This window comes from Pseudomonas sp. NPDC086278 (assembly GCF_050280905.1).
In the GTDB taxonomy this organism is placed as follows: domain Bacteria; phylum Pseudomonadota; class Gammaproteobacteria; order Pseudomonadales; family Pseudomonadaceae; genus Aquipseudomonas.
The window spans coordinates 26315-37140 of the sequence record NZ_JBNNWE010000060.1; the positions used below are offsets into that span (position 1 = coordinate 26315).

Here is a 10826-nt window from a genome sequence, read left to right on the forward strand (position 1 = left end):
TTAGCCCTCTTTGGCGGGAGTGGGTGCCGATTGGCCACTGTCTTTCAGGGCCTTGGTCACTTCCGGCGGCATGTATTTTTCATCGTGCTTGGCCAGCACTTCGTCGGCCACCACCACGCCGTCAGCGTTGAGTTTGCCCAGGGCAACGATGCCCTGCCCCTCGCGGAACAGGTCCGGGAGAATGCCGCGATAGGCGATGGTCACGGATTTGTTGAAGTCGGTGACGATGAATTTCACGTCCAGCGAATCGCCGGAGCGTTGCAGCGAACCTTTCTCGACCATGCCGCCGGCACGAATGCGCTTGTCTTGCGGGGCTTCGCCGTTGGCGATCTGGGTCGGTGTGTAAAACAGATTGATGTTCTGCTGCAGGGCGCTCAGGGCCAGGCCGACGGCAGCGCCGACCCCGACCAGGATCGCGAGAATGATGATAAGACGCTTTTTGCGCAGCGGATTCACTTGCCGTTCTCCCGGCGCAGACGACGCGCCTCTTGTTGCAGATACCGCTTGCGGGCCAGGATCGGCACCGCCACGTTCAGGGCCAGTACTGCCAGGCAAATGCCATAGGCCGACCAGACATACAGGGCATGGTGGCCCATGGCGAGGAAATCGCCGAATGAAGCAAAACTCATCGAGCGGCCTCCAGGCTGTTCTGCACTTCGGCCTTGACCCAGCTCGCCCGAGCTTCGCGCTTGAGCACTTCAAGGCGCATGCGCAGCAGAAGCACCGCGCCGAAGAAACAGTAGAAACCCAGCACCGTCAGCAGCAGCGGCAGCCACATCTCGGCGGGCATCGCCGGTTTTTCGGTGAGGGTGAAGGTCGCGCCCTGGTGCAGGGTGTTCCACCACTCCACCGAGTACTTGATGATCGGGATGTTGATCACGCCGACAATCGCCAGCACCGCGCAGGCCTTGGCGGCGCTGTCGCGATTGCTGATGGCGTTGCCCAGCGCAATCAGGCCGAAGTACAGAAACAGCAGAATCAGCATCGACGTCAGTCGCGCGTCCCAGACCCACCACGAGCCCCAGGTCGGTTTGCCCCAGATCGCGCCGGTAACCAGCGCCACGGCGGTCATCCAGGCGCCGATGGGCGCCGCGCATTGCAACGCGACGTCGGCCAGTTTCATCTTCCACACCAGCCCGACCACGCCGCACACGGCCAGCATCACATAGCAGGACTGCGCCAGCATCGCGGCGGGAACGTGGATATAGATGATGCGAAAGCTGTTGCCTTGCTGGTAGTCGGGCGGCGCAAAAGCCAGGCCCCAAACGACGCCCACGCCAATCAGCAACAACGCCGCGACGCTTAGCCACGGCAGCAATTTACCGCTGATGCCGTAAAACCACTTGGGCGAGCCGAGCTTATGAAACCAGGTCCAGTTCATAACTGTTTCCATCACGGTTGCTCTTCGCTATGAAGAGCCAAGGGTCTGCCTTTTTTCAACCAAAAAGTGGTTAAAAAACAACCAGACCTCATTATTATTCGCCGACGCTGATCTTCAGGCCAGCAGCTATTGCAAAGGGTGTCAGGGTTATCGCCAGGGCGGTCAGGCTACCAAGCCACAAGAGATAACCGGTCGCCGGCATGCCTTGCAATGCCGCCTGCAAGGCGCCACTGCCAAGAATCAACACCGGGATGTACAGCGGCAGAATCAGCAGCGCCAGCAACAGGCCACCACGCTTCAATCCCACCGTCAGGGCCGCGCCCACCGCACCGAGCAGGCTCAGCACCGGTGTACCCAGCAATAAAGAAAGCAGCAACACCGGCAGACAGACGGTTGGCAAACCGAGCATCAACGCCAGCAGTGGAGCGAGCAAGACCAGCGCCAGGCCAGAGAACGCCCAGTGTGCCAGTACCTTGGCCAAAACCAGAAGAGGCAGGGGGTGCGACGAAAGGACCCACTGTTCCAGCGATCCATCTTCGAAATCACTGCGGAAAAGCCCGTCCAGCGAGAGCAGAACCGATAAAAGGGCCGCGACCCAGACCAATCCCGGAGACAAGGTTTGCAACAATTGAGACTCGGGTCCGACCGCCAACGGGAACAGCGCGACCACGATGGCGAAGAACACCAACGGGTTGGCCAGTTCCGCCGGACGACGAAACAACAAGCGAGCCTCACGGGCGACCAACAGGCCAAACACACTCATATGGCCCATTTCCCCAAATCGATATCGCGATAGCCGGCCGGCATCCGGGTCAGCGTGTGGTGGGTGGTCAGCACCACCATGCCCCCGCGCTCACAGTGCCCGGCCAGGTGCTCTTCAAGTTGCGCCACGCCTTGTTTGTCGAGCGCGGTGAACGGCTCGTCGAGGATCCACAGCGGCGGGCTGTCCAGATACAATCGCGCCAATGCCACGCGGCGTTGTTGCCCGGCGGACAGCGTGTGGCAGGGAACATCCTCGAAACCGCGCAGCCCTACCGCACCAAGCGCCTGCCAAATGGCCTCATGGGACGCCGGTTGATGCAGGGCGCAGAGCCAGCTCAAGTTCTCTTCCGGGGTCAGCAGGTCCTTGATCCCGGCGGCATGGCCGATCCACAGCAGGTTGCGCGCCAGCTCACTCCGTTGCTCGTTGAGCGGCTGGCCGTTGAGCAACACTTGACCGGCGGTCGGTTGCATCAGGCCGGACAACAACCGCAGAAGACTGGTTTTGCCACTGCCGTTAGGGCCGCTGATTTGCACCATTTCGCCGCAGGCCAGTCTCAATTCGAGGTTTTCGAAGAGCAGCCGAAGGTCTCGCTCACAAGCGAGGGCAACGGTTTGCAGGACAGGGCTGGTCAAGGGATCACGGGCCTTTACGTTCAAGTCGGCGGTTCAAGTCGGCGATAGTGCGGCCGCTAAAGAGATGCAGAATAGATGCATTGGCGGCCCGTCATAGCGAGCTGCGTCAAACATTTGCAAGGTTTTCAGCGCCCCGGTGACAACGGGGCGGCATTATACATGCCATGCCCTACTCTCAAGAGGGCAATTTCCTCAGGTTGTGACCGCGTATGACAGGCGAAATGAACATCCTCCCGCTACCACCGACCACGCCCGCGCCTTCGCGGCCGCTGTTGGTGAGCGGCGACCTGCTCAAGTTGCTGACGCCGATGGAGGGCCTGATCAACCCAGGTCAGACCGCCAAGGCCGAAGTGCTGTCGCTGAAGCAGGCGGATCAGACCTTTCAACTGTTGCTCAAAGTCACCCTCGACAGCGGCCGTCAAGCCACCGTTCAGGCGATCAGCGCGCAGCCGTTGCCCCAAGGCACCAGCCTGACGATCACCCAACCCTCGGCGAGTAATCTGGCGATCACGGTGCAACAGGCCATCGCCTCCAGCATTGCCACCCTCACCCGCATCGACACCGCGCAACTGCCGGTCGGCACCTTGCTGCAAGGCAAAGTGCTCACCTCGCAAGTGCTGCCACAGGTGCCGGGCCAACCGACGGTGTTCCGCTCGATGGTCAGCCTGCTCAACACCGCGTTGAGCGGCAGCACGCTGAGCATCGACAGCCCGACACCGCTGCGCATCGGCACGCTGTTGAGTGCGCTGGTGCAAGACACGCAAACCCTGAAATTTGTGCCATTGAGCAGCCGTCAGGAGCAACTGGCGGTCACCCAGCAACTGGTCAGCCAGCAAAGCCGTCAAGGCTCGCTGGACGGCATGATCAAGGTTTTGCAGAACCTGCCGCCCTCGGACCAGACCTCAAGCGACCTGCGGGTTGCCGTGGAAAAACTGTTGGCCGGTTTGCCTGACGTGCAACAACTGAGCACCCCCAAAGGTGTCGCCCAAGCGTTGGCCAATAGCGGTCTGTTCCTCGAAGCGAAACTGCTCACCGGGCAGAACCCGACACTGGCCCCCGACCTCAAGGGCGACCTGATCAAGCTGATTGCGCAGTTGACGCCGGGATTGCCGGCCAGCACCAATCTCAACGCGATCATCGCCGCCAACACCTTGGTGCAGGCGATGCCGAGCTTCGTGCGCAGCGCCCTCGGCATGCTCGGCCAGGTCAGCGCCAAACCGCTGCCGACCAGTTTTCCGCTGCCCGAGCGCCTGCTGCAAAGCCAGAACGGCGAAGGCGACCTGGAGCATTTGCTGCGCCTGGCCGCTGCCGCCGTTTCGCGCCTGCAAACCCATCAGCTGTCGAGCCTGGAACAGACCGGTGTGACCGACGATGGTCGCCTGCTCAGCACCTGGCAGCTGGAAATTCCGATGCGCAACTTGCAAGACATCGTGCCGTTGCAGGTCAAGTTCCAGCGCGAAGAAGCCCCCGAAAAAGACCAACCGCAGGAACGTCGCGATGAACGCGAGCCGCAACAGCAGCTATGGCGCGTGGACCTGGCGTTCGACATGGAGCCGCTAGGCCCCTTGCAGATTCAGGCGCAGTTGATCAAAGGCAGCCTCTCCAGCCAGCTCTGGGCCGAACGGCCGTACACCGCCAGCCTGATCGAAAGCAATCTGGCCGCCTTACGCCAGCGTCTGCTGGATTCCGGACTGAACGTCGGCGATATCGATTGCCACCTCGGCACCCCGCCGCAAGGCCCTCAAACCCGCCTCGAACAACGCTGGGTCGACGAAACCGCATGAAAAACCCCAACCCTCCACGCCAGGCCATCGCCCTCAAATACGACGGCACCCACGCCCCGACCCTCACGGCCAAAGGCGACGAAGAACTGGCCGAAGCCATTCTGAAGATAGCCCGCGACTACGAAGTGCCGATCTATGAAAACGCCGAACTGGTAAGGCTGCTGGCGCGGATGGAATTGGGCGACAGTATTCCGGAGGAGTTGTACCGCACGATTGCCGAGATCATTGCGTTTGCGTGGAATTTGAAGGGCAAGTTTCCGGCGGGGCATGATCCGGATGCGGTGTTGGTCGAGAAAGACATCACCGAGCGCGGGGATGATTACTGAGGTGTCGAGGGTGCCTTCGCGAGCAAGCCCGCTCCCACAGTGGCTCTTGCGCGAACACTTATTTGGTGTACGGCAAAAAACCAGTGTGGGAGCGGGCTTGCTCGCGAATAGCGATCTCGGCTGATCGCGAAAAATCAGTTTTTGTGCAGCTTGCGCATCAACTCCGCCTCAGCCTGGGTCAACCCGCAGGACTGGGTCAGTTCATCAACGCTCGCGCCCATCCCCACCAGGCGCGCGGCCTGGGCGAATGACAGGCTCGACGGATCGCGCTGTTCCAGTTGGGACAGTTTGTCCGGCAACGGGCTGACCACCGCGCGCAGTTCGTGCAGGTCTTCACCCATGCGCACGATGCCGCTTTGATAGTCGTCGACGCGCTTGGCCAGGTCCTTGATGCGCTGATCGCGCAGCGCATCACCCTGGGCCTGTTGCGCGGCAATGTGCCGTTGACCGCGTATGTACGCCAGAAACATCGCCAGCGTGCCTGCCCAGAAGAGGAACAGGACAATGACCGCTACCTCAAGAATCAATCAGATATTCTCCAGATCCGACCATTCTTCTTCGCTCATCATCTTGTCCAGTTCGACCAGGATCAGCAGTTCGTTGTTCTTGTTGCACACGCCTTGAATGAACTTGGCGGATTCTTCGTTACCGACGTTTGGCGCGGTTTCGATTTCCGACTGACGCAGGTAAACCACTTCGGCCACGCTGTCGACCATGATCCCGACCACTTGCTTGTCGGCTTCGATGATGACGATACGGGTGTTGTCGCTGATCTCGGCGTTCATCAGGCCGAAGCGCTGACGGGTGTCGATCACGGTGACCACGTTACCGCGCAGGTTGATGATGCCCAGCACGTAGGTCGGAGCACCCGGAACCGGGGCGATTTCGGTATACCGCAGGACTTCCTGAACGCGCATCACGTTGATGCCGTAGGTTTCGTTATCGAGCTTGAAGGTTACCCATTGCAGGATCGGATCTTCGGAACCCTTTGCAGCCGTCGCCTTATCATTCATACCCTGACCCCTCGAAAAACCGCCCTGGCGGTGTGTGTTCCATGCAGCAACAGTGAATCCCGTCGCCTGCCTGTTATGTCGGTTTGTGTTTCGGCTTGAAGTCGACCAGGTGCTTTGCCCCGCCGCTGGCGATCAACTCGGCCAAGGCAGAAACGTCGAGCAACGCGCACATGTGTTCAATCACGGTGCCCGCCAGCCATGGCCGTTGGCCCCGGTGGCTGCGCCATTTGATTTCGTTCGGGTCCAGGCGCAACGAGCGGCTGACCTGATGCACCGCCAGCCCCCACTCGTAGCCCTGAACCGAAATAACGTATTGCAGGCCCTGACGGAAATCGTCGCGGTAGCGGTCGGGCATGACCCAACGCGCGGTGTCCAATACTTTCAGGTTGCCGCCCTGGCTTGGCAGAATCCCGAGGAACCATTCCGGCTGCCCGAACAGTGGCGTCAGTTCGTGGCCGGCCAGCGAGTAAATCGAGCCCAGGCACACCAGCGGTACGGCGAGGGTCAACCCGGCGACATCGAACAACAGGCATTCGAACGGCTCGGCGGCCCATGACGGACGACCGTCGGTTTCCACCGGTGGCGGCGTGTTGCTCGGCGGCCGATGGACTTCGACCACCGGCGGCACCAGGGCTTGCAGCAGCGGTGCGATGGTCGAAACCGGCGCAAGCACCGGCGCCGGCGCCTCGATCACAATGACTGGGGCTTTTTCGACCGCAGGCGCCACGACCGGCGCGGCAACCACCGCGGGTTTCTGCGCATCACGCGCCTGTTCTTCAAGCACCGCCGCCTGGAATTCGTCCAGCGCGGCTTCGACCTCAACCACTGCCGGCGCCGCCTCTTGTTGCGGCGGCCACTCTTCGGTCGCGTCCTGCAGCAAGTTGTCCAGATAGGACTGGAGCGCAAGCTGCGGACGCGAGGTGATTTTCACCGGCCGATTCATCTCACGCCACCTGCGGGACGAGCTGCTGCGCAAGCAAATGCTTGAGCAACGCGCGGTAAGCGAGAACGCCACGGCTTTTGCCATCGAATTGCGAAGGCGTCAGCCCGGCCCGGCTGGCATCGCGCAAGCGCGTGTCGATGGGGATGTAGCCTTGCCAGATTTCTTCCGGGTATTTGTCGCGCAGCACGCGCAAGGTCCCGAGGGACGCTTGGGTCCGACGGTCAAACAGCGTCGGGACGATGCTGAACGGCAGCGCCTGTTTGCGTGAGCGGTTGATCATCGCCAGGGTGTTGACCATCCGTTCCAGGCCTTTGACCGCCAGGTGTTCGGTCTGCACCGGAATCACCAACTGCTGGCTCGCCGCCAACGCGTTGACCATCAGCACACCGAGCAACGGCGGGCTGTCGATCACGGCGTAATCGAAGTCCTGCCACAGTTGCGCCAGGCTCTTGGCGATCACCAGGCCCAAGCCACTCTGGCCCGGCGACTGGCGCTCGAGCGTGGCCAGCGCGGTGCTCGACGGCAGCAGCGAAATCTTTTCGTCGCTGGTCGGCAGCAACAACTGGCCGGGCAAGCCCTGGGGCACGCTGCCCTTGTGCAGGAACAGGTCGTAGCTGCTGTGTTCGAGGGTGTCGGGGTCGTAGCCGAAATAGCTGGTCATGGAGCCGTGCGGGTCGAGATCGACCACGACCACACGCTTGCCCGCCTCGGCCAGCAAACCGGCTAAAGCGATAGAGGAAGTGGTTTTACCAACACCACCCTTTTGATTGGCAACTGCCCAGACTCTCATTCGAAAGGTTCCGCCCGGTCGACAGGATCGACCGAGAAATAGCTCAACGTGTTAATGCGGGCGACGGAGAATTGACGGCGCTCTCTCGTCCCGGCGACTTGACCGGGGTCGGTGCAGTTTGTGTGCCAGCACGCTTCAACGCAGCATCGGGTTGTGCGTGAGCGGTTCCGGTGCCGGTCAGGCTGCGTCGGACATCAAGGTTGCGCGACACCACCAGCACCACACGCCGGTTGCGCGCGCGACCTTCGGCGGTGGCGTTGTTGGCCACCGGCTGGAACTCGCCATAACCCACGGACGCCAGGCGGCCAGGGTTCACGCCTTGCATCGCCAGCATGCGCACGATGCTCGCCGAACGGGCCGAAGACAGCTCCCAGTTGGTCGGGTATTGCGCGGTGCGGATCGGTTGATCGTCGGTAAAGCCTTCGACATGGATCGGGTTTTCGAAGGGTTTCAGAATCCCGGCAACCTTGTCGATGATGTTGAACGCCATGTCACTCGGCATGGCGTCACCGCTGCCGAACAACAGGCTGGAGTTGAGTTCGATCTCGACCCACAACTCATTGCCGCGCACGGTCATCTGGTTGGAGCTGATCAAGTCGCCGAACGCCGCGCTGATGTCATCGGCGATGCTTTTCAGCGGGTCGCTGGAGCCTGCAACACCGGCATCCACTTGATCGCTGTCCTTGACCAGCGGCTTGGCCGGGGTCACGGTCTGCGGTCGTTCTTCACCAATCGGAACCGGCTTGAGCGAGCGATCGGCGTCGGTAAAGACCCCGATCAGCGCTTGGGAAATGACTTTGTACTTGCCTTCGTTGATCGAAGAGATCGAGTACATGACGACGAAGAATGCAAACAGCAACGTGATGAAGTCGGCGTAGGAAACGAGCCAGCGTTCATGGTTTACATGTTCTTCAGGTTGCCGGCGACGAGCCATAGTCCATTACCCCCATCAATCCATGAAGCCCTGAAGCTTCAACTCAATAGAGCGAGGGTTTTCACCTTCGGCGATCGACAGGATCCCTTCCAACAACATTTCGCGATAACGCGACTGGCGCAATGCAACGGACTTGAGCTTGGAGGCAATCGGCAACAACACCAGGTTAGCGCTGGCCACACCGTAGATGGTTGCGACGAAGGCCACCGCGATGCCACTGCCCAATTGCGTCGGGTCGGCGAGGTTGCCCATGACATGGATCAGGCCCATCACCGCACCGATGATGCCGATGGTCGGCGCATAGCCGCCCATGCTTTCAAAGACTTTGGCGGCTTCGATGTCGCGGGCTTCCTGGGTGTAGAAATCCACTTCCAGGATGGTGCGGATCGCTTCCGGCTCGGCGCCGTCCACCAACAGTTGCAGACCTTTGCGCGAGTAGTTGTCGGGCTCGGCATCCGCCACGCCTTCCAGTCCGAGCAAACCTTCCTTGCGGGCGGTCAGGCTCCAATTCACCACGCGGTCAATGCCGCCGGCCAGGTCCACGCGCGGCGGGAACAGAATCCAGCCGATGATTTGCATGGCGCGCTTGAAAGCGCTCATCGGCGATTGCAGCAAGGCTGCGCCGATGGTCCCGCCGATAACGATCAACGCCGCCGGGCCGTTGGCCAATGCGCCGAGGTGACCGCCTTCAAGGTAGTTACCGCCGATGATGGCGACGAACGCCATGATGATGCCGATCAGGCTTAAAACATCCATCAGATACACGCCTCGACCAAGTGCCTGCCCATATCGTCCAGGCTGTAGATCGCGTCCGCGAGATCAGCTTTGACGATGGCCATCGGCATACCGTAAATCACGCAGCTCGCTTCATCCTGCGCCCAGATTGCACTGCCGCCCTGCTTGAGCAGCCGCGCGCCTTCACGACCGTCGGCGCCCATGCCGGTCAGCACGACCGCCAGAACTTTGTCACCGTAGGACTTGGCCGCCGAACCGAAGGTGATGTCCACGCACGGCTTGTAATTCAGACGCTCGTCGCCCGGCAGGATTTTCACCGCGCCACGGCCATCGATCATCATTTGTTTGCCACCGGGTGCCAGCAGCGCGAGGCCCGGACGCAGGATGTCGCCATCCTCGGCTTCCTTGACGCTGATGCGGCAGAGCTTGTCCAGACGCTCAGCGAATGCCTTGGTGAAGGCCGCAGGCATGTGCTGGATCAACACGATCGGGGCCGGAAAGTTGGCCGGCAACTGGGTCAATACCCGTTGCAGGGCGACCGGGCCGCCAGTGGACGTGCCGATGGCCACCAGTTTGTAGGCTTTGCGTTTTGGCGCAGGCGACGACGGGCCAGACGATGCCGGTGCCGGCGCATGACTACGTGTCGGAATCGGCGCCGGGGCCGGACGTGCCGGTGCGCTGCTGCCGTAACTGCTGGCGCTTGACGGCGCAGGCGCAGCGGCCGGTGCAGGTGTGTGAACTGGCGCGCTGTAAGTGGCGGCGCGACGGTTACTGCGCGAGATGCTCAGAATCTTTTCGCACAGCAGTTGCTTGACCTTCTCCGGGTTGCGGGAGATGTCTTCGAAATTTTTCGGCAGGAAATCCACTGCGCCGGCGTCCAGCGCGTCGAGGGTGACCCGGGCGCCTTCGTGCGTCAGCGAGGAGAACATCAGCACCGGGGTCGGGCAGCGCTGCATGATGTGCCGCACCGCCGTGATGCCGTCCATCATTGGCATCTCGTAGTCCATGGTGATCACGTCTGGCTTGAGGGCCAGCGCCTGATCGATCGCCTCTTTTCCGTTGGTCGCCGTGCCGACGACCTGGATGTTCGGATCCGCTGAAAGAATTTCCGAGACGCGGCGGCGGAAAAACCCCGAATCGTCCACCACCAGGACTTTGACTGCCATAAACACTCCGTTAGACGGAGCGAGGCTCTGTCGCCCCGCTCCACCAGAATCAAATACGCCGTGCGGCGTAACGCTTGAGCATGCTCGGAACATCGAGAATCAGCGCAATGCGACCGTCACCGGTAATGGTGGCGCCCGACATGCCCGGAGTTCCCTGGAGCATTTTGCCCAATGGCTTGATGACCACTTCTTCCTGGCCCACCAGTTGATCGACGACAAAGCCGATCCGCTGCGTGCCCACCGAAAGGATCACCACGTGGCCTTCGCGCTGCTCTTCGTGAGCGGCGGAGCTCCCCGCAATGTCCAGGGCAATCAGGTCGACATAACGCACGTCGGGATAGCGTTGGCGAAAGGCACGC

Annotated in this window: 15 protein-coding genes; 2 read left to right on the top strand and 13 right to left on the bottom strand. The window is 61.3% G+C overall.

Annotation, left to right across the window (positions count from 1 at the left end):
- The 5 genes from ccmE to ccmA form a co-directional block, all read right to left on the bottom strand.
- Complete coding sequence (ccmE, locus tag ACQKP4_RS18760; protein WP_427635145.1) at nucleotides 1–456, bottom strand: cytochrome c maturation protein CcmE; 456 nt, start codon at nucleotides 454–456, stop codon at nucleotides 1–3.
- Nucleotides 453–629, bottom strand: a complete 177-nt coding sequence (ccmD, locus tag ACQKP4_RS18765; protein ID WP_427635146.1) for a heme exporter protein CcmD — start codon at nucleotides 627–629, stop codon at nucleotides 453–455. Before ccmD ends, ccmE begins: the two co-directional genes overlap by 4 nt.
- Entirely contained in the window at nucleotides 626–1381 is a 756-nt protein-coding gene (locus tag ACQKP4_RS18770; RefSeq protein WP_262163940.1) for a heme ABC transporter permease, read from the bottom strand. Before ACQKP4_RS18770 ends, ccmD begins: the two co-directional genes overlap by 4 nt.
- 94 nt (nucleotides 1382–1475) lie before the next feature.
- The gene (gene ccmB / locus ACQKP4_RS18775; protein WP_427635147.1) at nucleotides 1476–2144 is read right to left on the bottom strand and encodes a heme exporter protein CcmB; all 669 of its coding nucleotides are present in this window, start codon (nucleotides 2142–2144) and stop codon (nucleotides 1476–1478) included.
- Entirely contained in the window at nucleotides 2141–2776 is a 636-nt protein-coding gene (gene ccmA, locus ACQKP4_RS18780; RefSeq protein ID WP_427635148.1) for a cytochrome c biogenesis heme-transporting ATPase CcmA, read from the bottom strand. Before ccmA ends, ccmB begins: the two co-directional genes overlap by 4 nt.
- Nucleotides 2777–2985: 209 nt before the next feature.
- On the opposite strand from ccmA, the gene ACQKP4_RS18785 reads away from it, so the two are divergent.
- Together ACQKP4_RS18785 and ACQKP4_RS18790 are read left to right on the top strand one after the other, a co-directional pair.
- Nucleotides 2986–4560: a flagellar hook-length control protein FliK gene (locus tag ACQKP4_RS18785; RefSeq protein WP_427635149.1), complete on the top strand. Its 1575-nt coding sequence runs from the start codon at nucleotides 2986–2988 to the stop codon at nucleotides 4558–4560.
- Nucleotides 4557–4886, top strand: a complete 330-nt coding sequence (locus tag ACQKP4_RS18790; protein ID WP_427635150.1) for an EscU/YscU/HrcU family type III secretion system export apparatus switch protein — start codon at nucleotides 4557–4559, stop codon at nucleotides 4884–4886. Before ACQKP4_RS18785 ends, ACQKP4_RS18790 begins: the two co-directional genes overlap by 4 nt.
- A gap of 134 nt (nucleotides 4887–5020) precedes the next feature.
- Here the strand turns inward: ACQKP4_RS18790 and ACQKP4_RS18795 are convergent, their stop codons facing one another.
- From ACQKP4_RS18795 to ACQKP4_RS18830, 8 genes are all read right to left on the bottom strand, one after another.
- A complete protein-coding gene (locus ACQKP4_RS18795; protein ID WP_427635151.1) occupies nucleotides 5021–5413 on the bottom strand; it encodes a DUF2802 domain-containing protein in 393 nt (130 codons plus the stop codon).
- On the bottom strand, nucleotides 5414–5899 hold the full coding sequence (locus ACQKP4_RS18800) for a chemotaxis protein CheW (RefSeq protein WP_046032850.1): 486 nt from the start codon (nucleotides 5897–5899) through the stop codon (nucleotides 5414–5416).
- A 73-nt stretch (nucleotides 5900–5972) separates the two neighbouring features.
- On the bottom strand, nucleotides 5973–6842 hold the full coding sequence (locus ACQKP4_RS18805; RefSeq protein ID WP_427635152.1) for a CheW domain-containing protein: 870 nt from the start codon (nucleotides 6840–6842) through the stop codon (nucleotides 5973–5975).
- A 1-nt stretch (nucleotide 6843) separates the two neighbouring features.
- Nucleotides 6844–7632 carry a ParA family protein gene (locus ACQKP4_RS18810; RefSeq protein ID WP_427635153.1) on the bottom strand — a complete coding sequence of 263 codons (789 nt, stop codon included), beginning with the start codon at nucleotides 7630–7632 and terminating at the stop codon, nucleotides 6844–6846.
- 43 nt (nucleotides 7633–7675) lie between these two features.
- A complete protein-coding gene (gene motD / locus ACQKP4_RS18815; protein WP_427635154.1) occupies nucleotides 7676–8566 on the bottom strand; it encodes a flagellar motor protein MotD in 891 nt (296 codons plus the stop codon).
- A 15-nt stretch (nucleotides 8567–8581) separates the two neighbouring features.
- Nucleotides 8582–9322 carry a flagellar motor protein gene (locus tag ACQKP4_RS18820; RefSeq protein WP_427635155.1) on the bottom strand — a complete coding sequence of 247 codons (741 nt, stop codon included), beginning with the start codon at nucleotides 9320–9322 and terminating at the stop codon, nucleotides 8582–8584.
- Complete coding sequence (locus ACQKP4_RS18825; RefSeq protein WP_427635156.1) at nucleotides 9322–10467, bottom strand: protein-glutamate methylesterase/protein-glutamine glutaminase; 1146 nt, start codon at nucleotides 10465–10467, stop codon at nucleotides 9322–9324. The genes ACQKP4_RS18820 and ACQKP4_RS18825 overlap by 1 nt, the downstream gene beginning before the upstream one ends.
- A gap of 49 nt (nucleotides 10468–10516) precedes the next feature.
- Nucleotides 10517–10826, bottom strand: a 310-nt coding sequence (locus ACQKP4_RS18830) for a chemotaxis protein CheW (protein WP_427635157.1), incomplete at its 5' end; no start/stop codon positions are given.

Excerpts from the sequence above, each read along its gene's own strand:
- ccmD (WP_427635146.1), bottom strand. The coding sequence starts at position 629 with ATGAGTTTTGCTTCATTCGGCGATTTCCTCGCCATGGGCCACCATGCC.
- ACQKP4_RS18770 (WP_262163940.1), bottom strand. The coding sequence starts at position 1,381 with ATGAACTGGACCTGGTTTCATAAGCTCGGCTCGCCCAAGTGGTTTTAC.
- ccmB (WP_427635147.1), bottom strand. The coding sequence starts at position 2,144 with ATGAGTGTGTTTGGCCTGTTGGTCGCCCGTGAGGCTCGCTTGTTGTTT.
- ACQKP4_RS18785 (WP_427635149.1), top strand. The coding sequence starts at position 2,986 with ATGACAGGCGAAATGAACATCCTCCCGCTACCACCGACCACGCCCGCG.
- ACQKP4_RS18790 (WP_427635150.1), top strand. The coding sequence starts at position 4,557 with ATGAAAAACCCCAACCCTCCACGCCAGGCCATCGCCCTCAAATACGAC.
- ACQKP4_RS18800 (WP_046032850.1), bottom strand. The coding sequence starts at position 5,899 with ATGAATGATAAGGCGACGGCTGCAAAGGGTTCCGAAGATCCGATCCTG.
- ACQKP4_RS18805 (WP_427635152.1), bottom strand. The coding sequence starts at position 6,842 with ATGAATCGGCCGGTGAAAATCACCTCGCGTCCGCAGCTTGCGCTCCAG.
- ACQKP4_RS18810 (WP_427635153.1), bottom strand. The coding sequence starts at position 7,632 with ATGAGAGTCTGGGCAGTTGCCAATCAAAAGGGTGGTGTTGGTAAAACC.
- motD (WP_427635154.1), bottom strand. The coding sequence starts at position 8,566 with ATGGCTCGTCGCCGGCAACCTGAAGAACATGTAAACCATGAACGCTGG.
- ACQKP4_RS18820 (WP_427635155.1), bottom strand. The coding sequence starts at position 9,322 with ATGGATGTTTTAAGCCTGATCGGCATCATCATGGCGTTCGTCGCCATC.
- ACQKP4_RS18825 (WP_427635156.1), bottom strand. The coding sequence starts at position 10,467 with ATGGCAGTCAAAGTCCTGGTGGTGGACGATTCGGGGTTTTTCCGCCGC.